The sequence below is a fragment of the Pseudomonas sp. FG86 genome, assembly GCF_057808775.1.
In genome coordinates, this window is sequence record NZ_JBMDIS010000050.1 from 1 (window position 1) to 19862 (window position 19862).

Here is a 19862-nt window from a genome sequence, read left to right on the forward strand (position 1 = left end):
TCTTACTGGGGCTGCTGCGCAGCCCAACGCGGGGCAAGCCCGCTCGCCACAAAAAATAGCCCGCCTCCCACAAAAATGCGGTCATCCAGCTGGAGCCCATAATCCTTAACAATCAATAAGTTATTTTGTTTTTTATATGAGGGGGCTTGCCCCCTCCCACAGCGGATCTTCATTGTTTTTGGGAATTTCATTCATGCAAGCCACCTTCGACTTCACCCACCAGCGCATCCTCGTCACCGGCGCCAGCAGCGGTATCGGCCGCGAAATCGCCCTGCAACTCATCAACAGCGGCGCCGAAGTGATTGCCCTTGGCCGCGACGCCCAAGCCCTGTCTCAACTCGGCTGCCAAACCCTGTGCCTGGACATCGCCGACAGCGCCGCCCTGGATACCGCGCTGCAAGACCTGCCGCCCCTGCACGGCCTGGTCAACTGTGCCGGTATTTCACGCCTGGAACCCGCCGCGGCCATCAGCGCCGACGCCTTCGACCAGGTGATGCAGGTCAACGCCCGTGCCGCGGCCCAGGTCGCCAGCCGCGTGGCGGCGAAGATGATCGCGGCGAAGATCGCCGGCAGTATCGTCAATGTGTCCAGCCAGGCGTCGCTGGTGGCGCTGGACGACCACCTCGGCTACTGCGCCTCCAAGGCCGCACTGGATGCGATCACCCGCGTGCAGTGCGCCGAATGGGGCTGCTTCGGTATTCGCGTCAACAGCGTCAACCCCACGGTGACGCTCACGCCAATGGCGACCATGGCCTGGTCCGAGCCGGCCAAGCGCGACCCGGCGCTGGCGGCGATCCCCTTGGGGCGGTTTGCGCAAACCGTGGAAGTGGCGTTGCCGGTGCTGTTCCTGTTGAGCCGCGCGGCCAGCATGATCAGCGGTGTCAGCCTGCCGATCGACGGTGGCTACACCAGCCGCTAGCCGTTCTCCAGCCGGCCGGCGATAACCACCTTGTCCCGTGGCTTGTATGGGTCTTCCAGGCGGTCGAGCAGCAGGCGTACCGCGCTGCTGCCGGCCAGGGAGGCGTCGTGGGCGACGCAGGCGATCGGCACGCCGAAGATATCGGCGAAGGGCAGCCGGTCGATGCCGCAGATGGTCAGGCTGTCATGGGGGATGTTGTGCATGCGCAGCGCACGCAGGGCGCCGAGGGTGATCAATTGGTTGAAGCCCATGATCGCGTCCGGCGCCGAATGTTCGGCGAGGTAGTCGAGGGTGTGCAGGTAGGATGGCATCAGCGTGTAGTCGCCGGCCTGCACCTCGACCTGCACCTGCGGGTGTTCGGCCAGCACTTCGCGCAGGCCCTTGAGGCGCTCGACGGTGATGCGTGAATGCTCGGGGCCGGTCAGCACCAGCAGGCGCTTGAGGTCAGGGGTCTGGCGCAACAGGTAATGCGCGGCCTGGATGCCGCTGTGGTAGTTGTCGAGCACCACACGGCTGAACGGGCTGTCGTGGATCGTGCGATCGAGCAGCACCACCGGGGTCTTGCCGTTGCCCAGGCGCTCCAGGTAGTCGGGTTGGTAGCTCGGCTCATCGGACACCGGCGACAGGATAATCCCCGCCACGCGGTAGCCGAGCAGGGTGTCCACCGCCTTGCTTTCCAGCTCTGCCAGCTCATCGGTGTCCACCAGCATGATCGTATAGCCGTGCTGTTTGGCCTCGCGGGAAATCGCCTTGATCATCTCGCTGTAGAACGGGTTGTCGACCGACGCCGTGATCACGCCGATGATCAGGCTTTCACTGCGCTTGAGCCCGCGGGCGAAGGCGTTGGGCACGTAGTCCAGCTCCCGCGCCACTTCGAGAATGCGCGCCAGGGTCGCGGGCTTGACCTGGTCGGGTTTGTTCAGCGCCCGAGACACCGTGATGGTCGTCATGTTGACCCGTTTGGCGATGTCGCTGATGGTGACGGACTTTTTCTTGTTCATCGGTAAGGCTGCAAAAGGAAACACCCGCAGGCTAGCATGCACGGCGGTGGTTGGTGACTCAAATCAACGGGTCCCAGCGTTGCGACCAGTCGCTTTCGGCCTTGACCACCTCACGCAGCAACCCCAGCGCCTGCTGCAATACGGCCGAATCCCGCGCTCGCGAGTACACCAGGAATGTCGGGAAGCTGAACTCCGGCGCCTTCGGCACGCGTTGCATCACGCCGCTGTCGAGGTAGCTCTGCACCACCCGCGTGCGGAAGTACCCCGCGCCGCCGTGCTCCAGGATGTACTGCAACGCCAGCGGCCCCAAGTTGAAACTCAAGGCGGCGCGGGCCTTGTCGGGCAGGGCGGCGTCATGCTGCTGGCGAAAACCCGGGCCCCAGTCGATATACACATACGGGTCCGGCTGACTCACCCGTTGCACCAGGATCAGTTTTTCCTCCAGCACCTGCTCCACCTGCAACCCCGGCCAGTATTGCGGCTGGAACACCAGCGCGGCGTCGAGTACGCCCAGCTCCAGCTGGCGCAACAGGTACTCGCCTTCGCGGATTTCGGTGCGCAGCGCATACCCGGGGATGTGTTCGCGCAGGGCCTGGGCCCAGCCGAGCATCAATGGGTTGCACAGGCTGACTTCGCCACCGATATGCAACACGTTGCGGTAGCCATCCGGCAACGGCAGATCGCGCCGCGCGGCTTCCCAGGTTTGCAGCAACTGGTTGGCATACACCACAAACGCCTCGCCATCGGCGGTCAGGCGCGCGCCGGCGCGGTTACGTACAAACAGCGTACTGCCCAGCTGGCTTTCCAGGTTTTTCACGCGGGCGGTGATGGCGGTCTGGGTGACGTGCAGTTTCTCGGCGGCGGCGGCGAGGCTGCCGCAGCGGGAGATTTCGAGGAAGGTGCGTGCCAGTTCGATGTCCATGAAGCCCCCAGGGATGAATGGGGGCCTATTGTAGTGGAATGCGATCAAGAACTGTGGGAGGGGGCTTGCTCCCGATTGCAGTGTGTCAGTTGACCGATCGGCTTCTGGCACACCCTCATCGGGAGCAAGCCTCCTCCCACAGTTGGATCTACGCTACTCCGGTGATCGGGGCTGGCAGATGATCGGTAGGGAATGCCTTGGCATATGCCTGGCAAACCCGCAACACCGTCTCATCGGCAAACCGCGCCGCCACCACGTGCAACCCCACCGGCAGGCCATTCGCCGCCAGCCCGCACGGCACCGACGCGGCTGGTTGCTGCGTCAGGTTGAAGGGGTAGGTGAAGGGCGTCCACTGCGTCCATGCCTGCATCCCGGAGCCTGGCGGTACGTCGTGCCCGGCCTCGAACGCGGTGATCGGCATCATCGGCGACACCAGCACATCGTAGTGCTGGTGGAACGCTGCCATCCTTGCCACCAGCGCCGCCCGGGCTTCGAGCGCGGCGTTGAAGTCCTCCAGGCTCAACTGCGCGCCGCGTTGCGCGATACGCAGCAGGCCGGGGTCCAGCAGCTGTTTTTGCGCATCGCTCATCGAGCCGGTCAGGCGGGCGGCGCCAGCCGCCCATAAAGTGCTGAACACCTCCAGCGGATCACTGAAACCCGGATCGATCTGCTCGACATGGGCGCCCAATTGCTCCAGGCCTCGAACCGCCTGGGCGACCAAGCTGGCCACCTGGGGATCGACGTTCACATAGCCGAACGTGGGGCTGTAGGCCACGCGCAGGCCCTTCAAGTCCATCGCCCCCGCCAACCATGGCGTGGTCCTCGGCGCGCCGATCAGGCCATCCCGCGCATCCGGCTGCGCCACGGTTTGCAGCATCAGTACGCTGTCTTCCACGGTGCGGGTCATCGGCCCCAGGTGGGACAAGATCGTCATGGAACTGGCCGGCCACTGCGGCACGTAGCCGAAGGTCGGCTTGATCCCGAACGTCCCGGTAAATGCACAGGGAATGCGGATCGAACCGCCCGCATCGCTGCCCTGGTGCAGCACGCCCAGGTTCAACGCCGCCGCCGCGCCCGCGCCGCCGGAAGACCCGCCCGCCGTGGTGCGCGTGTCCCACGGGTTGCGTGTGATGCCGTACAGCGAGTTGTCGGTGACGCCTTTCCAGCCGAATTCCGGGGTGGTGGTCTTGCCCAGCAGCACCGCGCCGGCCTTGCGCATAAAGGCCGGGAAGGGCGCGTCGACGTCCCACGGTCCCTCGGCGCTAGACGTACGCGAGCCCTTGCGGGTGGGCATGCCGATCGTCAGCGTGAGGTCCTTGATCGACGCCGGTACGCCGTCCAGCGCGCCGCAGGGTTCGCCCTTGAACCAACGTTCTTCCGAAGCCCGCGCTGCATGCAGCGCGCCCTCGGGGTCGACATGGCAGTAGGCGTTCACCACCGGGTTGTAGCGCTCGATGCGCAGCAGCGCGTCTTCGGTCACTTCAACCGGTGACAGGCTCTTATCGCGAAAATGCGCCAGCAGTTGCACCGCCGTCAGTTGGCCCATCTCACTCATGGCTGATCCCCCTGTGCCGCATTGACCATGGCGCGTAGCAACACCGCGCAGCCCGCTGCCAGGTCATCCGGCGCGGCGTTTTCGATTTCGTTGTGGCTGATGCCGCCTTCGCACGGCACGAAAATCATCCCGGCCGGGCCGAGTTCGGCGACAAAGATCGCGTCATGCCCGGCACCGCTGACGATGTCCATATGGCTCAGGCCCAAGGCGCTGGCGGCGTCGCGCACGGCGTTGACGCAGGCCGGGTGGAAGTCCAGGGGTGGGAAGTCGGCGGTGGGGGTCAACTCGTAGCTCAGGCCGTGTGTGGCGGCGGTGGTTTCGATCACGCCACGCACTTCATCGACCATGGCTTGCAGCTTGTCGGCATGCAGGTGGCGCAGGTCGATGGTCATCTGCACCTGGCCGGGAATCACATTACGCGAACCGGGGTGCAGGCTCAGGCAACCGACCGTGCCGCAGGCGTGGGGTTGTTGTTGATGGGCGATGCGGTTGACTGCGCTGACGACCTCGGCGGCGCCCACCAGGGCGTCCTTGCGCAGGTGCATGGGCGTCGGGCCCGCGTGGGCTTCGACGCCGGTGAGGGTCAGGTCGAACCACTTCTGGCCCAGGCAACCCATCACCACGCCAAGGGTAATGGCCTGGTCTTCCAGCACCGGGCCCTGTTCGATATGCGCTTCGAAATACGCACCGACCGGGTGACCCGACACCGCGCGGGCACCGGCATAGCCGATGCGCTGCAACTCGGCGCCCACCGACAGGCCTTGCTCGTCCTGCTTGTCGAGGGTGTCCTGCAAGTCGAACTTACCGGCAAATACCCCGGAGCCCATCATGCACGGCGGAAAGCGCGAGCCTTCTTCGTTGGTCCACACCACCACTTCAATCGGCGCTTGGGTTTCGATCTTCAGGTCATTCAGGGTGCGGATCACTTCAAGGCCCGCCATCACCCCGTAGCAACCATCAAACTTGCCACCGGTGGGCTGGGTGTCGATATGGCTGCCGGTCATCACCGGCGGCAGGGCGGGATTGCGGCCAGGGCGACGCGCGAAAATATTGCCGATGGCGTCGACACTGACGCTGCACCCACCCGCCTCGCACCATTGCACGAACAGGTCACGGGCCTGGCGATCCAGGTCGGTGAGGGCCAGGCGGCAGACGCCGCCCTTGACGGTGGCGCCGAGCTGGGCCAGGTCCATCAGCGATTGCCACAGGCGGTCGCGGTTGATCAGCGGGGCATTGCTCTGGAGCGGTTGGGCAAAGCTATTCATCTTCGTACTCCGGTCAGGCGCTCAGGGCCAGGTAGCGATTCTTGATTGTCGGGTCGGCGCGGAAGTCTGCAGCGCTGCCTTCGTACACCACGCGGCCTTGTTCGAGCACGTAATGGCGGTCGGCGAGCTTGTCGCAGACCATCAGGTTCTGTTCCACCAGCAGCACCGGCAGGCCGTCGTCCTTGACCTTGCGCAGGATCTTCACCAGCTCGTCGACGATCACCGGGGCCAGGCCTTCGGTGGGCTCGTCGAGGATCAGCAGCTTGGGGTCGTTAAGCAGGGCGCGGGCGATGGCGAGCATTTGTTGCTCGCCGCCGGACAAGGCGTGGCCGGCGTTTTTGCGCCGTTCCTTGAGGCGCGGGAACATGCCGTACACATCTTCCAGCTGCCAGCGGCTGGTCTTGCGCGTGGCGATGCGCAGGTTTTCCTCAACGCTGAGCAGGCGAAAGATCCCGCGGTTTTCCGGCACCAGCGCCAAGCCCTGGCGCGCGATTTCAAAGATCTTCTGCCCCACCAGCGCCTGGCCATTGAAGTGGATCTGGCCCTGGCGCGGGCAAATGATGCCGAGGATGCTGCGCAAGGTGGTGGTCTTGCCGGCGCCGTTGCGGCCCAGCAGGGTCACCAGTTCGCCGGGGTTGACCCTCAGCGACACGCCTTCGAGCACGTGGCTTTTGTCGTAGTAGGAATGGATATTCTCGACGATCAGCATCAGGCAGCCTCCCCCAGGTAAGCGGTGCGTACACGTTCATCGGCGCGCACGAACTCCGGCGTGCCTTCCACCAGGATCTGGCCGTGGCTCATCACGGTGATGCGTTGGCTGATGGACATGACGATGCTCATGTTGTGTTCGATCAACAGCACCGTATGGTCGCGGCCCAGGTCGCTGATCAGTTGGGTCATGATCGGGATATCGTCGATGCCCATGCCCGAAGTGGGTTCGTCGAGCATCAACAGTTTGGGTTTGGAGCAGATCGACATGCCCACTTCCAGCACCCGTTGCTGGCCGTGGGACAACTCGCCGGCCAAGGTCTCGGCGCGCGCGGTGAGTTGCAGGCGTTCGAGCACCTGGTCGGCCATCTCCCGGTGTTCGCGCTGGTTGTCGACGTGGCGCCAGAAGTTCAAGGCGCGCGCACCGTCGCGGCCTTGGGCGGCCAGGCGCAGGTTTTCGCGCACGCTGAGGTTCTGGAACAGGCTGGTGAGCTGGAACGAGCGCGCCATGCCCAGGCCGACACGGGCGTGGGCCGGTTTGCGCATCAGGGGGTGGCCGTCGAAGTGGATGGCCCCGGCGGTGGCCTGGCGTTCGCCGGTCAGGCAGTGGAACAGGCTGGTCTTGCCCGCGCCATTGGGGCCGATGATGGTATGGATGGTGCCGGCTTCGACCTTGAGGTTGACGCCGTTGACCGCATGGAACGCGCCGTAGGCCAGCTCCAGGTCCTTGGTTTCCAACAGGATGCTCATAGCCCTTGCTCCTTGGCGACGATGGCCGCTTTGCGACGGCCGCGCACTTTCTCGAACAGCGACGCCAGGCCGCCCCACAACCCCCCGCGCATGAAGATCACCACCAGGATCAGGATCACCCCCAGCAGCATCAGCCAGCGCGGCCACAAGTCGGAAAGGAAGTCCCCCAGCAGCACGATGGAGCCGGCACCCAGCAATGAACCGAACAGCGAGCCGGTACCGCCGACGATGGTCATGATCAGGATGTTCTCGGACATCGCCAGGTCGATGTTCGACAGCGGCACAAAGTGCAGCAACATGGCGTACAGCGCCCCGGCAATCCCGGTGACCGCGCCGGACAGCACGAACACCAGGATCTTGAAGTGGCGGGTGTCGTAGCCGATGGCCGAGGCACGGGTTTCGTTTTCGCGGATCGCCATCAGCGTGCTGCCGAACGGTGAGGCGATCACTCGGCGCGCGCCGATAAAGATCAGCAGGAACAGCACCGCGACGAAGGCGTAGAACGCTCGCGCGTCAGCCAATGACAGCAGCACGGTGTCACCGATACGGATCTCCGGGCGCGGCACGCTGAGCAGGCCGTTGTCGCCGCCGGTCCAGTCGCTCAAGGTGTAGGCAACGAAGTAGGCCATCTGGCTGAAGGCCAACGTCAGCATCACGAAGTAGATCCCGGTGCGCCGGATCGCCAGGGCGCCCACCAGCAACGCGAGGAAACCACCGGCGATGGCAGCCCCCAGCAGGGCGACGAACAGGCCCAGGTGCAAGTGGATCATCAGCAGCGCCGCGCAATAGGCGCCGGCCCCGAAGAAGATGCCTTGGCCAAACGACAACAGGCCGGTGTAGCCGAGCAACAGGTTGCAGGCCAGGGCCGCCATGGCAAAGATCAGGATCTCGGTGGCCAGGGTCGCCGAAGGTAGGATCAACGGCAGGCCGATCAACACCGCCAGCACCCACAGGAGCATGGCGCGTGACTGGGTCTTGGCAAACGGCAGGGGGTTTTTCTCGCTCATGTCAGGCTCTCCCGAACAGGCCGTAGGGGCGCACCAGAATCACCGCGGCCATGGCGCCGTAGATCATCAGGCTCGCACCCTGGGGCCAGAGTGTGGTCATCAGGCTTTGCACCACGCCCACCAGCAAACCGCCGACCAGCGCACCGCTGAAGGAACCCATGCCGCCGATGACCACCACCACAAAGGCGATCCCGAGAATTTCCGGCCCGACAAAGGGTTGGGCACCGCGCAACGGTGCGAACAGGACGCCCGCCATGCCCGCCAGGCCTACGCCTAAGGCAAAGGTCATGGAGAACAGCCGGAAGATATTGGTGCCCAGCAGCGACACGGTTTCGGTGCTCTCGCTGCCGGCGCGCACCAGGGCGCCAAAGCGCGTGCGTTCCAGCAGCAGCCACAGGCCCAGGCCGACCAGCCCGGAAAACAGGATGAGGAACAGGCGGTAGTAGGGGTAGACGAAATCACCCACCACCAGCACCCCACGCAGCAGTTCCGGCACGGCCACGCTCTTGCCCACCGGGCCCCAGATCATCACGCTGGCCTCCTGGATGATCAGCGCAATCCCTAGGGTCACCAGGATCTGGAACATGTGCGGCAGGTGATAAATCCGCTGGATCAATAATCGCTCGATCACCCACGCCAGCGCGGCCACCACCAGCGGCGCGAGCAGCAGCGCCAGCCAGAAGTTGCCGGTGAGGCTCACGGCGGTGTAGCAGATGTACGCGCCCAGCAGGAAGAACGCGCCGTGGGCGAAGTTGACGAAGTTGAGCAAGCCGAAAATGATCGTCAGCCCGACCGCGATCAGGAAGTAGATCATCCCCAGGCCAAGGCCATTGAGTATCTGGAACAGGTAAAGATTAAGCATGCACAAACCCTCGAACAGGTGGCCGCGCGAGCGGCCCTGCCGTGTACAACCGGTGATGTTTTAGCGGATCAGGCGAGCGTGCAGCCCGTGGCGTCCACCGGCGGGAACGACTGGCCGGCGCTGAGTACCTTGGCCAGGTCATCCTTGTCGGCCATCTCGCCAGCGGCCTTGCCAACCAGCAGGTAGTAATCCTTGATCACCTGGTGGTCGTCGGCGCGGATCGATTCCTTGCCGGTCGGGCCTTCGAAACTCAGGCCCTGCATGGCCTTGGCCACGGTCGGCCCGTCGAAGCTGCCGGTGGAAACAATGGTGTCGAGCATGACCTTGGTGCTGATGTAGTCGGCGGCCAGCGGGTAGGTGGGGTTGATGCCGTACTTGGCCTGGGTCAGCTTGACCAGTTCGCGGTTGAGCGGGGTATCGACCTGGTGCCAGTACTGCGCGCCGAGGTACACGCCTTCCAGCACGTCGCTGCCCAGCTCCTGGAACTGGTCGAGGCCGGCGGACCACACCAGCAGGATTTTCATGCGTTCCTTGATGCCGAAGTTCACCGCCTGGCGCAGGGTGTTGGACGACTGGCTGCCGAAGTTGAGCAGCACCAGCACGTCGGGCTTGGTCGAGATGGCGTTGGTCAGGTAGCCGGAGAATTCCTGCTCCTGCAACGAGTGATAGCTGTTGCCGACATGTTCCAGGCCGTGCTCCTTGAGCACGTTTTTGGCGCCTTCGAGCAACGCTTCACCGAACACGTACTGTGGGGTGATGGTGTACCAGCGCTTGGCGTCCGGCAGCAACTTGATCAACGGCACCAGGGTTTCGCGGATCGCGCCGTAGGTGGGCACCGACCAGCGGAACGTGGCGGCGTTGCAGTCCTTGCCGGTGACCTCATCGGCGCCCACCGGTGTCATGAACACGCCGCCGGCCTTGTCGACTTCCTTGGCCACCGCCAGGGCCGACGATGACAGCGTGCAGCCCTGGAAGAACCGCGCGCCGTCCTGCTGGATGGCTTCCTGGACCTTGCGCACGGCCTTGCCGGCGTTGCCTTCGGTATCGATGACTTTGTAGTTCAGCGGGCGGCCGAGGATTTCGCGATGTTGTTCCACCGCCAGGCGCGAACCCATGTCGGCAAATTTGCCATAGCTGGCAAAGGCGCCAGACATGGACTTGAGGCCGTAAAAGGTAAAGGGCTCGGCGGCAAATGCCGAACGCACACTCAGCGGGAGGCTGAGGGCGGCGGCTGCGGTGAGGCTGGCTTTCAATAACGTACGACGCTGCATGGGGTGACTCCCTGGTTTAGTTATTGGCAGGAGTAGCAATGGCGATACGGTGGAGCAGGGCCTGTGGGCAGGCCTGTTATTGGGGCGACGCGGTAGCTGGGTTGGAACAGGGTCAAACGCTGGGAGGAGGGTCTTAAGAGTGATCGAACTCCAGTAGAAAATGCGGGCTGACCTGGCCTTCGAGGGCGGTCATATGGTGTTCGGCGTCGCACATGTGTTCATGCATCAGGCTGCGCACCGCGCCTTCGTCGCCGGCACGAAAAGCGCTCAGCAGCTGCTTGTGATAGTCGAGGTTGGCCGCGTCGAACTGTTTGCGCTTGGGCTTGTAGGCTTTTTTCAGCACCACCAGGTCGCGCAGCAGGTCGTTGAGAAACTGCGCCATAAAGCTCAGCAACGGGTTAGGGCAGGCCTTGGCCAGCAGGTTATGGAACTCCAGTTCCGCCAGGCGCTGTTCGCGCTGGCCGGCTTCGCTGTCTTCCGGAGCGCTGCAAAAATCCACGTTGTCCTGCAGGGCCTGGTAATCGGCTTCACTCAGGCGCCCGAGTACCGACACTGCCAGTTCCACCTCGATCACCTTGCGCAGTTGATACACCTGCTCGCCATCCAGGTGCTGGAAGTGCAGGTAATTGCGTAAGGCGCGGCTGGCCGGTTCAGTGCCGGCCTGGTTCAGATACGCCCCGCCACTGGGGCCGGTGCGCGTACTCACCAGGCCCTCGACCTCCAGCGCCTTGAGCGCCTCACGGGCCGAGCCCTTGGAGCATTGGAAGCTTTCCATCAGCTCGCGCTCGGTGGGCAGGCGGTCGCCGGGCTTCAGCGCATCGGTGACGATGGAGCGCTTGACCGACTCGACAATCACATCGGACAGCTTCTGGCGTTTGCGGCGTAGCGGGCGAGTCAGCATGGGTTCGATTTATCGTATTAATGAGGATAAATAGCACTTAATAACGATTGGGCCGGGGCGTCAACGCGAGGTGTCGTTTCTGGTGCGAAGGGGTCGCAAACGGGTGCGGGGAAGCTCACTGCAAGGTGGCATCGGTGCACACCGTCGAACGGGGTGGCTTGGTGCCGTGCATCAGGTAGTCCCCGACCCAGCGGTTCACGCAGGCACTCACGCCGCTGAACGAAACCCCGTGGACATAGGCGTCCTTGAGCTGCACGCGACTGGCCGGGAAGGTGCGTTCAAAGGCCCAGGCGGCACCGGTGGACGGGGCATGGTCGTCGAATTCGGCTTGCACCATCAGCAGGCTGTCGAGCTGTGCCAGTGCCTTGTGCGGCAGCGGGGCGGCGGTTTTGCGTGGCCAGGTCGTGCATTGGCGAGCTTCGAGGGCACTGCCGGCGACGGGGTGCTTGGCGAGGGATTCGGACTCTTTCTGCTGCCACTGTTCTTCGCTGGAGTAGACCGAGTCATTGCACAGGATGGCGGTTTTTACCGAGTCGGCAGCCGACATGCGCAGCGGCCCCGGCTTCGGCACATTGGCCTGCAGCGGTTCGCGCACGCGCTGCAGCAGCAGGCTGAACATTGCCTTGGCCCGCTGTTCGATCTCGGCGTCGGGGCTGAATAGATACGCGCGTGCCCGAGCCTCCAGCGTCAGGTCATCGCTGTCGGGGGCTTCCCGCAGCCAGCGGCTGAGCACGTGGGCCCCCATCAAACCGGCGGGGTCGCTGTAGTAGCGGTTGTTGGAGCGCAGGGCCGTGCGCACACTGGGCAGCAGCTCCATGAAGACCCTGCGCACCGCCACCGGTGAATCGCCCAATTGGTAGAGCCCTGGGTAAAGGGCGGCGGGGGTGGCGACGAAGCGATCGAAGATCTTTTCCTTTTCGCTGGCCACGATAAAACTGGCGTGCTCGAAGGTGGACGTCCAGTTCAGGTTCGAGTCGAGCACCATGCGCCCGACATGGGCCGGGAACAGGCCGCCGTACCAGGCGCCGAGCCAGGTGCCGTAGGCGTTACCCAGGTAGTTGAAGCGCAGTTCGCCCAGTTGCTTGCGTACAAACTCCAGGTCGCGGGCCGTCTGCTCGGTGGTGATGTAGGGCGTCAGCGGATGGCTGGCGCAGGCTTGGGCGATCAACCGCGCGTTGTGGCGCACAGCGGCCAGGTTGGCCTCGCTGCGGTCTTCACTGACGTCCCCTTGCGGCACGATCTTGCGCTCGGACTGACACTCCAGGCGCGACCCTGGCAGGCTGCCCAGGCCCCGAGGGGTGACTTCGACCACGTCATAGGTGTCGGCCAGCTCGCGGTAGGTATCGCCCCAGTCGGGTTGCCGGGCGTAATGCTTCCACACCGTCGCCAGGTGCACGGCGAAGGCTCCGCCCGCATCGAGCCCCGGCCCGCCAGGGTTGGCAAACAGCGCGCCCTGGCGAGACAGCGGTTGCTTGGCGCCGACGCGCGTGATGTCAAAACTGATGCTGCCGCGCTCAGGGGCGGCGTGGTCGAGGGGCGCGGTGACGATGCCGCATTGGGTGCGTTCGATGACCTCCGGGTCCAGGCGTTCAAGCGCGGGCTGCGGGCAGTCGAGCAACCATTCGATACCGAAGGCGGAGGGCTGTGCCTGGGGGTGGCCGACGGAGGGTATGAGGGTGGCCATCAGGACCAGGCAACGGAAGGTGATGGCGCTGGCAGTGGTCAGGGATTTCATCTGCGGTCCTGGTCAGTCGGGAGAGTGACTTTTTTACCAAGGACCGCACGCTTAAAAATGTAGGAGGAAAAAACAGCGCGTGTATGAAATGCGAATTTTGTTTATCGGATGTCGGAGTGCCAGCCGCCCCCCAACGCTTTGTACAGCGCAATACTGGCCTGCAGGCGTGACAGCCGCAGTTGTACGTCCAGGTCCTGGGCCGTGTACAGAGTGCGCTGGGTTTCCAGCACCGTGAGCAGGTCTTCGGCGCCCGCCTGGTAACGGCTTTCGGCGATCTGGAAGGCGGTCTGCGCCTGTTGCAGCTCTTCGCGTTGCCATTGGCGTTGCTGGTCCAGGCGCGTGATGCTGCTGAGGGTTTTTTCCACATCGGCAAAGCCGTTGATGATTGCGCCGCGATAGGTTTGCAGCAGTTCATCCTGGCGCGCGCGGGCCTTGTCGCGTTCAGCCCTTAAACGGCCGTGGTTGAAAATCGGCCCGACCAGCCCGGCGGTCAGCGTGTAGTACGGGCTGCGCAGCATATCCGCGGCCTTGTAGGCGTCTGAGCCGAGCGTAGCGCCAAGGGTCACCTTGGGCAGCAAGGCCGCGCGGGCGATGGCCACATTGGCTTGCGCGGCGGCCAATTCGGCCTCGGCCTTGGCCAGGTCGGGGCGACGGCTCAGCAATTGGCTGGGCACACCCGCACCGATACTCGGCCAGGTCAGCGTCGCGAAAGACTCTGTGCCCAGGTCCAGGGCTTGCACGGGTTGGCCAAGCAGGGTCGCGAGGGTGATGCGCGACTCTTCGGCGACTTGCTGGATCAGCGGCAGTTGCCGTTGCTGGCTGGCGACCAGGCTTTTCTGTTGCGCCAGCTCCAGGGCGGTGGCAGAGCCGGCGTCGTAGCGAGTCTGCACCAGGGCCAGCACGTTGCGCGCATTGGCCAGGTTCAGCTCGGCGATCTGCTCGCGTTGGCGGGCGGCGAGGGTCTGGGCATAACGGTCGGCGACGTTGCCGAGCAGGGTCAATTCCACTGTGGCCTGGTCCGACTCGCTCGCGCGCAGGCTGTACAGCGCGCTGTCCCGGGCGGCGGCGCGGCCTCCCCAGAAGTCCACTTCATAACTGGCGGTGAAATTGGCGCCGAAGTTCTCCACGGTATCGTCGCTTTGCGAGGCATCCAGGTCCGGCCCACCCTGGCCGCGCAACAATTTCTGGCGGCTGGTGGTGAGGTTCAGATTCACCTCGGGCAGCAGCGGCGCACCGGCAATCACCGCCGTCGCCTGGGCCTGGCGCACCCGTGCCATGGCGGCGGCGACATCGAAACTGTCACGCCGGGCCTGGTCGATCAGGCGGTTGAGTTGCGGGCTGCCAAACTGGGTCCACCAGCGTTGGTCGATGGCCTGGGCGGCGTTTCGCTCGGCGTATTGCCAGGCAGCCGGTGCTGCGATACCGCTGTCCACGGCGGGGGCAGGGCCGGTGCAGGCGTTGAGCAACAGGCACAGGCTGATGACTGACACGTGCGGCAGGGGGGAGGGTTTATTCACTGGTCAATGCCTTAACCGGATCGAGCCGGGCAGCTTTACGGGCCGGCATAAAGCCGAAGACGACGCCGGTGACCAGCGCACAGCCAAACGCGCCGAGCACCGCCACCAGGGAAAACTGCACCGCGACCTGGGCCAGCAGCAACAGGCCGCCCACCAGCAGCGCCAGGGCGATACCACACAAGCCGCCGACCACCGAGAGCATCACCGCCTCGGTGAGGAACTGACGCAGGATGTCGCGCTGGCGTGCGCCGGTGGCCATGCGGATGCCGATTTCGCGGGTGCGCTCGCGCACCGTCATCAACATGATGTTCATCACGCCGATGCCGCCCACCAACAGGGAAATCGCCGCAATCGAACCGAGCATCAGCGACAGGGTGTTCTGGGTGTGGGCTTCGGCCTGGATCATCGCGGCGTTGTTGGTCAGTTCATAATCGCGCTTGCCGTTGTGCAGTTTCTGCATCAATTGGTCGATGGCCACTTCGGCGTCATGCACCTTGCGCGCATCGGCGGCGGCAATCACCACGTATTCGGGGTTGTAGCTGCCGAACAGGCGCACGCTGGCGGCGCTATAGGGAATCGCGATGCGGTCGTCACTGTCCTTGTTTCCGGAGGTGGCGCCTTTTTCCGCCAGCACGCCGACCACCTGGAATGGCACGTTTTCGATCAGGATGTACTGCCCGACCGGATTGACCTGGCCCTTGAACAGCTTTTCGCGGATGCGATGGCCGATCACCGCCACGGTGGCGGCGGCCTGTTCGTCGGCGGCGGTGAAGTAGCTGCCCTCGACCACGGGCCAGTTGAAGATCTCCGGGAAATTGGTGTCGTTGCCGCCCACATAAGCCATGTAGTCGACGTTGCCGTAACGCACCCCGGCCTCGGTGCCGTTGACCGGCATGATGCGCTTGACCTGGGGCAGGCTGGCCAGGGCCGCGACGTCGTTGAGGGTCACGATCCCCAGCGGTGTGCGTGGGTTGGGTGACGAGCCGCTCAGATACAGAATGTTGGAACCGAACGCGCCCATCTGCGCCATGACCTGGCGCTTGCTGCCTTCGCCGACCGCCAGCATCACCACCACCGAGGCCACGCCGATGATGATCCCGAGCAACGTCAGCGCGGTGCGGAAGCGGTTGATCCACATCACCCGCCATGCGGCTTGCACCGCGTCCAACAGTTCAGCCTTCCACGCGCCGTTGTGTTCGGCACCGTCGATCAAGCGTTGGCGCAGGTCCACGGCTTGCAATGCGTCGCGGCTGGCGGTGGCCGCGACGTAATGTTCATCGGCGGCAGAGTCGCTGATGATCAGGCCGTCGCGAATCTCGATGATGCGGTTGGCGCGCGCGGCCACTTCGCGATCGTGGGTGATCAGGATCACCACGTGGCCCTGGCTCGCCAGTTCGTCGAGCAGGGCCATGACCTCGGCGCCGCTGTGGCTGTCGAGGGCGCCGGTGGGTTCGTCGGCGAGGATGATATGCCCGCCGTTCATCAGTGCGCGGGCAATCGAGACGCGCTGTTGCTGGCCGCCGGACAGCTGGTGCGGACGGTTGCCGGTGCGCTCGGCCAGGCCCAGGCGCGTGAGCAGGGCGTTAGCGCGGGCGTGGCGTTCGGCGGCGCTGAGGCCGGCATAGATCGCCGGCATCTCGACGTTTTCCTGGGCCGTGCCCGACGGGATCAGGTGGTAGCCCTGGAACACAAAGCCGAACGCCTCGCGACGCAGCCAGGCCAGTTCGTCGCTGCCCAGGTGCGCGACGTTTTCCCCGGCGAACAGGTAGTCGCCTGTGCTGGGGCGGTCGAGGCAGCCGAGGATATTCATCAGCGTGGACTTGCCGGAACCGGAGGCGCCGACGATGGCGACGAACTCCCCGGCATGGATCGACAGGTCGATCCCGCGCAGCACGTCGACCTGCGGGCTATCGCCGCCGCCGTAGGATTTGCGGATGTGCTTGAGTTCGATCAGGGGCGTGGTCACGTCAACCCCCACTGCCGTCGAGCGGGCCGATCAGCAGGTGATCGCCTTCGTTGAGGCCGTCGAGCACCTCGACCCGCAAGCGATCGCTGAGGCCCAGGCGCACTTCGCGCTCCTCGATACGCCCCTTTTTCGTGACCACGCGCGCGATCTGCCTGTCGGCGCGCGACGTTCCCTGCAATGCCGCGACGGGCACGGTCAGCGCATCCCGTGCCTGGCCGGCGACAAAGAACACCTGGGTGGTCATTTCAGCCATCAGCGCGTTGTCGGGGTTATCCACATCCAGCAGCACCGTGTACAGCACAACGCGGCCGGTCCCGTTTTTGCTGGAGCTGGTCGGGCTGCCACTGCCCTGGGTCTCATTCAGCGGTTTGGGTGGAATCGGCAGGATTTGCCGCACGGTGCTGGTCCAGCGGCGGTTGCCGCCGCTCAGGGTGGTGAAATAGGCCGTCATGCCGGGTTTGACATGGCCGATATCGGCTTCCGAGACTTCAGCCCACACCGTCATCGGCGACAACTTGGCGATGCGCAGGATCAACGGCGTCTGCTGCTGCGCGTTGAGGGTCTGGCCGACGCGCGCATCCACGGCGACCACGGTGCCGGTCATCGGCGCATAGATGCGCGTATAACCCAACTCGGCTTCGTCACTGCGCAGGCTGGCCTGGGCCTGGAGAATCTGCGCCTGGAACATCGCGACCCGGGCCTGGGTGGCGCTCAGTTCGGCCTTGGCGGTTTGCACGTCTTCTTCGCGGGTGGCATTGCCGGCGGCCAGGCGCTGCTGGCGCTGGTACTTCTGCTGCGCCAGTGCGTGCTGGGCCTTCTGCTCCTGCAATTGGGCCTTGAGGTTTTCGATGGCGTAGCGGCTGGCGTCGAGCTTGGCCTTTTGCGTCGAAGGGTCGATCTCCACCAGCAACTGGCCTTCCTGGACCTGGTCGCCGGCCTCGACATGGATCTTGCGGATCTGCCCGGACGCCTGGGCGCCCACATCCACGTAGCGCCGCGGTTGCAGGGTGCCCAGGGCGGTGACGCTGTTTTCGATATTGCCGCGCGTGACGGTGACGGTCGTCAGGTTGTCGGCGCCCTGGGGCAGCACCTGCCAGGCGGCCACGGCGATGATGGGAAGCAGGCACGCGGCAGCGAGCAGGGCGCGTCGGGCGGGGCGAGGGCGTTTCATGCTTTGGTTCCAGCCAGGGAAGTTCGGGCCGCGATTGCGGGGAGCTGACAGTTAAACGAGGGAATTGCCCGAAGATTTAGGCGGTTACACACGCAAATAGCGCTGTGGCGAGTAAAAAAATCGCCGATGGGTGCAAGACTTCTTTAAAAGTAGATGAGAATTACTATAAATTGCACGCAGCCAAACTGCCATTACTGAATGGCCTGTATTTGTGTAGGAGCGAGCGTGCTCGCGAAGAGCTCAAGGACGCCGCGTTCACTCTGGTTTCCCGCGTTATCGTTGACGTACTTCGCGAGCACGCTCGCTCCTACAGCACCTAATGCCGCCGCCCGTAGGCCGGGAGTCATGTTGGAAAACTACTATCGTGAGCTGGTGTGTTTCCTCAACGCCAAGCTGGGCAACCGCCAGGTGGCCGAAGATGTGGTGCATGACGCTTATGTGCGGGTGTTGGAGCGGACCAGCGAGACGCCCATCGACCAGCCTCGAGCCTTCCTGTACCGCACGGCGTTGAACCTGGTCATCGACGGGCACCGGCGCAATGCGCTGCGCCAGGTCGAGCCGCTGGACGTGCTGGACCATGAAGAACGGTTTTCCAGCTACGCGCCCCACACCAGCCATGATCAGGCCCAGCGCCTGGAGTTGCTCGAACGGGCGCTGGCCGAATTACCCGCGCCGTGCCGCCACAGCTTCCTGCTGCGCAAACTCGAGGGTTTGTCCCATTCGCAAATCGCCGAACGCCTGGGTATTTCACGCAGCCTGGTGGAAAAACACATCGTCAATGCCATGAAGCACTGCCGGGTCCGGATGCGCGAGTGGGACGCGCACTGATCGGCGATCGGTTAAATTTTATTTCATTGTCCTCGTTTCCTATCAACACATGACCTGTTGTGCAGGTCTTGAAGGTATTCCCGCCCCACCGCCACGGGGCTTATCCAGAGGACACTGGAATGACACAGGCAATTGCTTCGCCCGCGGTTCACGACCTGATCGGTATCGGTTTCGGCCCTTCGAACCTGGCGCTGGCCATCGCCCTGCAGGAGCGTGAAAAGACGCAGGGCAAACTGGACGTGCTGTTTCTCGACAAACAGGCTGATTACCGCTGGCACGGCAATACCCTGGTGACCCAGAGCGAACTGCAGATTTCGTTCCTCAAGGACCTGGTGACCCTGCGCAACCCCACCAGCCCGTACTCCTTCGTCAACTACCTCAAGGCCCATGACCGCCTGGTGGACTTCATCAACCTGGGCACCTTCTACCCGTGCCGCATGGAGTTCAACGACTACCTGCGCTGGGTCGCCGGGCAGTTCCAGGCCGTGGGCCGCTACGGAGAGGAAGTGCTGGCCATCGAGCCGATCCTGCATCAACAACAGGTCGAGGCGCTGCGGGTGATTTCCCGCGATGCCCAGGGTGAGCAGCATGTGCGTACCACCCGTGCGGTCGTGGTCAGCGCCGGTGGCACGCCGCGGGTGCCGGAGGTGTTCAAGGCCCTTAAGGATGATGGCCGGGTGTTCCACCATTCCCAGTATTTGTCGCGCTTGGCCCAGCAGCCCTGTGTCGACGGCAAGGCGATGCGGATCGCGGTGATCGGCGGCGGCCAGAGTGCGGCCGAAGCCTTCATCGACTTGAATGACAGCTTCCCGTCGGTGCAGGTCGACATGATCCTGCGCGGCTCGGCACTCAAGCCGGCCGATGACAGCCCGTTCGTCAACGAAGTGTTCTCGCCGGCCTTCACCGACCTGGTGTTCCAGCAGGCCGGCACCGAGCGTGAACGCCTGCTCGCCGAGTACCAGAACACCAACTATTCGGTGGTGGACCTGGACCTGATCGAACGCATCTACGGCATCTTCTACCGCCAGAAAGTCTCCGGCATTGCGCGCCATGCGTTCCGCACCATGACCGTGGTCGAGAAGGCCACCCCCGGTCCGTTGGGCATCGAACTGGCCCTGCGCAACAACGCCACCGGCGAAACCAGCGTCAGCCACTACGACGCGGTGATCCTGGCCACCGGCTACGAGCGCCAGATGCATCGCGAATTGCTGGCGCCGCTGGAGGAGTATCTGGGTGACTTTGAAGTGGCGCGCGACTACCGCCTCGTCACCGATGAGCGCTGCAAGGCCGGCATCTACATCCAGGGCTTCAGCCAGGCCAGCCATGGCTTGAGCGATACGTTGCTGTCGGTGCTGCCGATTCGTGCGGATGAGATTGCAGCGTCGCTGTTCGAGCATGATCGTCATCGTGGCCAGGGCCGCTCGGTGCAGGACCGGCTGCTCGCCGCCGCCAGCTGACCCCCTTGCAGGAGCGAGCTTGCTCGC

Annotated in this window: 17 protein-coding genes; 3 read left to right on the forward strand and 14 right to left on the reverse strand. The window is 64.2% G+C overall.

The genetic code is table 11. The features are described 5' to 3' along the window. The first annotated feature begins 193 nt into the window (after positions 1-193). On the forward strand, positions 194-919 hold the full coding sequence (locus tag ACODSV_RS24880) for an SDR family oxidoreductase (RefSeq protein ID WP_150095398.1): 726 nt from the start codon (positions 194-196) through the stop codon (positions 917-919). On the opposite strand, the gene ACODSV_RS24885 is transcribed toward ACODSV_RS24880, so the two are convergent. The 14 genes from ACODSV_RS24885 to ACODSV_RS24950 form a co-directional block, all read right to left on the reverse strand. Next, entirely contained in the window at positions 916-1920 is a 1005-nt protein-coding gene (locus ACODSV_RS24885) for a LacI family DNA-binding transcriptional regulator (RefSeq protein WP_024076366.1), read from the reverse strand. The genes ACODSV_RS24880 and ACODSV_RS24885 overlap by 4 nt on opposite strands. Positions 1921-1978: 58 nt before the next feature. After that, a complete protein-coding gene (locus tag ACODSV_RS24890) occupies positions 1979-2842 on the reverse strand; it encodes a LysR family transcriptional regulator (RefSeq protein WP_024076365.1) in 864 nt (287 codons plus the stop codon). A 148-nt stretch (positions 2843-2990) separates the two neighbouring features. Beyond that, entirely contained in the window at positions 2991-4397 is a 1407-nt protein-coding gene (locus tag ACODSV_RS24895; protein ID WP_150056336.1) for an amidase, read from the reverse strand. Continuing rightward, on the reverse strand, positions 4394-5662 hold the full coding sequence (locus tag ACODSV_RS24900; protein WP_454844120.1) for a Zn-dependent hydrolase: 1269 nt from the start codon (positions 5660-5662) through the stop codon (positions 4394-4396). Before ACODSV_RS24900 ends, ACODSV_RS24895 begins: the two co-directional genes overlap by 4 nt. Before the next feature lie 13 nt (positions 5663-5675). Continuing rightward, entirely contained in the window at positions 5676-6371 is a 696-nt protein-coding gene (locus tag ACODSV_RS24905) for an ABC transporter ATP-binding protein (protein ID WP_150055583.1), read from the reverse strand. Continuing rightward, complete coding sequence (locus ACODSV_RS24910) at positions 6371-7120, reverse strand: ABC transporter ATP-binding protein (RefSeq protein ID WP_024076361.1); 750 nt, start codon at positions 7118-7120, stop codon at positions 6371-6373. The genes ACODSV_RS24905 and ACODSV_RS24910 overlap by 1 nt, the downstream gene beginning before the upstream one ends. After that, on the reverse strand, positions 7117-8127 hold the full coding sequence (locus ACODSV_RS24915) for a branched-chain amino acid ABC transporter permease (RefSeq protein ID WP_024076360.1): 1011 nt from the start codon (positions 8125-8127) through the stop codon (positions 7117-7119). The genes ACODSV_RS24910 and ACODSV_RS24915 overlap by 4 nt, the downstream gene beginning before the upstream one ends. A gap of 1 nt (position 8128) precedes the next feature. Beyond that, complete coding sequence (locus ACODSV_RS24920; protein ID WP_024076359.1) at positions 8129-8989, reverse strand: branched-chain amino acid ABC transporter permease; 861 nt, start codon at positions 8987-8989, stop codon at positions 8129-8131. Between the two features lie 68 nt (positions 8990-9057). Next, a complete protein-coding gene (locus ACODSV_RS24925) occupies positions 9058-10260 on the reverse strand; it encodes an ABC transporter substrate-binding protein (RefSeq protein WP_150055584.1) in 1203 nt (400 codons plus the stop codon). A gap of 133 nt (positions 10261-10393) precedes the next feature. Further along, positions 10394-11161, reverse strand: a complete 768-nt coding sequence (locus ACODSV_RS24930; RefSeq protein ID WP_024076357.1) for a FadR/GntR family transcriptional regulator — start codon at positions 11159-11161, stop codon at positions 10394-10396. Positions 11162-11276: 115 nt separating this feature from the next. Beyond that, positions 11277-12896 carry an alpha/beta fold hydrolase gene (locus tag ACODSV_RS24935; protein WP_150055585.1) on the reverse strand — a complete coding sequence of 540 codons (1620 nt, stop codon included), beginning with the start codon at positions 12894-12896 and terminating at the stop codon, positions 11277-11279. 101 nt (positions 12897-12997) lie between these two features. Next, a complete protein-coding gene (locus ACODSV_RS24940) occupies positions 12998-14413 on the reverse strand; it encodes an efflux transporter outer membrane subunit (protein WP_024076355.1) in 1416 nt (471 codons plus the stop codon). Continuing rightward, positions 14406-16379 (reverse strand): MacB family efflux pump subunit, encoded by a 1974-nt coding sequence (locus ACODSV_RS24945; protein WP_454844119.1) that lies wholly within the window; start codon positions 16377-16379, stop codon positions 14406-14408. The genes ACODSV_RS24940 and ACODSV_RS24945 overlap by 8 nt, the downstream gene beginning before the upstream one ends. Position 16380: 1 nt before the next feature. Beyond that, positions 16381-17550, reverse strand: coding sequence for an efflux RND transporter periplasmic adaptor subunit (locus ACODSV_RS24950; protein ID WP_024076353.1), 1170 nt, complete (start codon positions 17548-17550; stop codon positions 16381-16383). Between the two features lie 345 nt (positions 17551-17895). Between ACODSV_RS24950 and ACODSV_RS24955 the strand changes: the two genes are divergently transcribed. Then, the gene (locus ACODSV_RS24955) at positions 17896-18378 is read left to right on the forward strand and encodes a sigma-70 family RNA polymerase sigma factor (RefSeq protein WP_024076351.1); all 483 of its coding nucleotides are present in this window, start codon (positions 17896-17898) and stop codon (positions 18376-18378) included. 119 nt (positions 18379-18497) lie between these two features. After that, positions 18498-19835, forward strand: a complete 1338-nt coding sequence (locus ACODSV_RS24960; protein WP_069076592.1) for a lysine N(6)-hydroxylase/L-ornithine N(5)-oxygenase family protein — start codon at positions 18498-18500, stop codon at positions 19833-19835. Positions 19836-19862 lie beyond the last annotated feature (27 nt).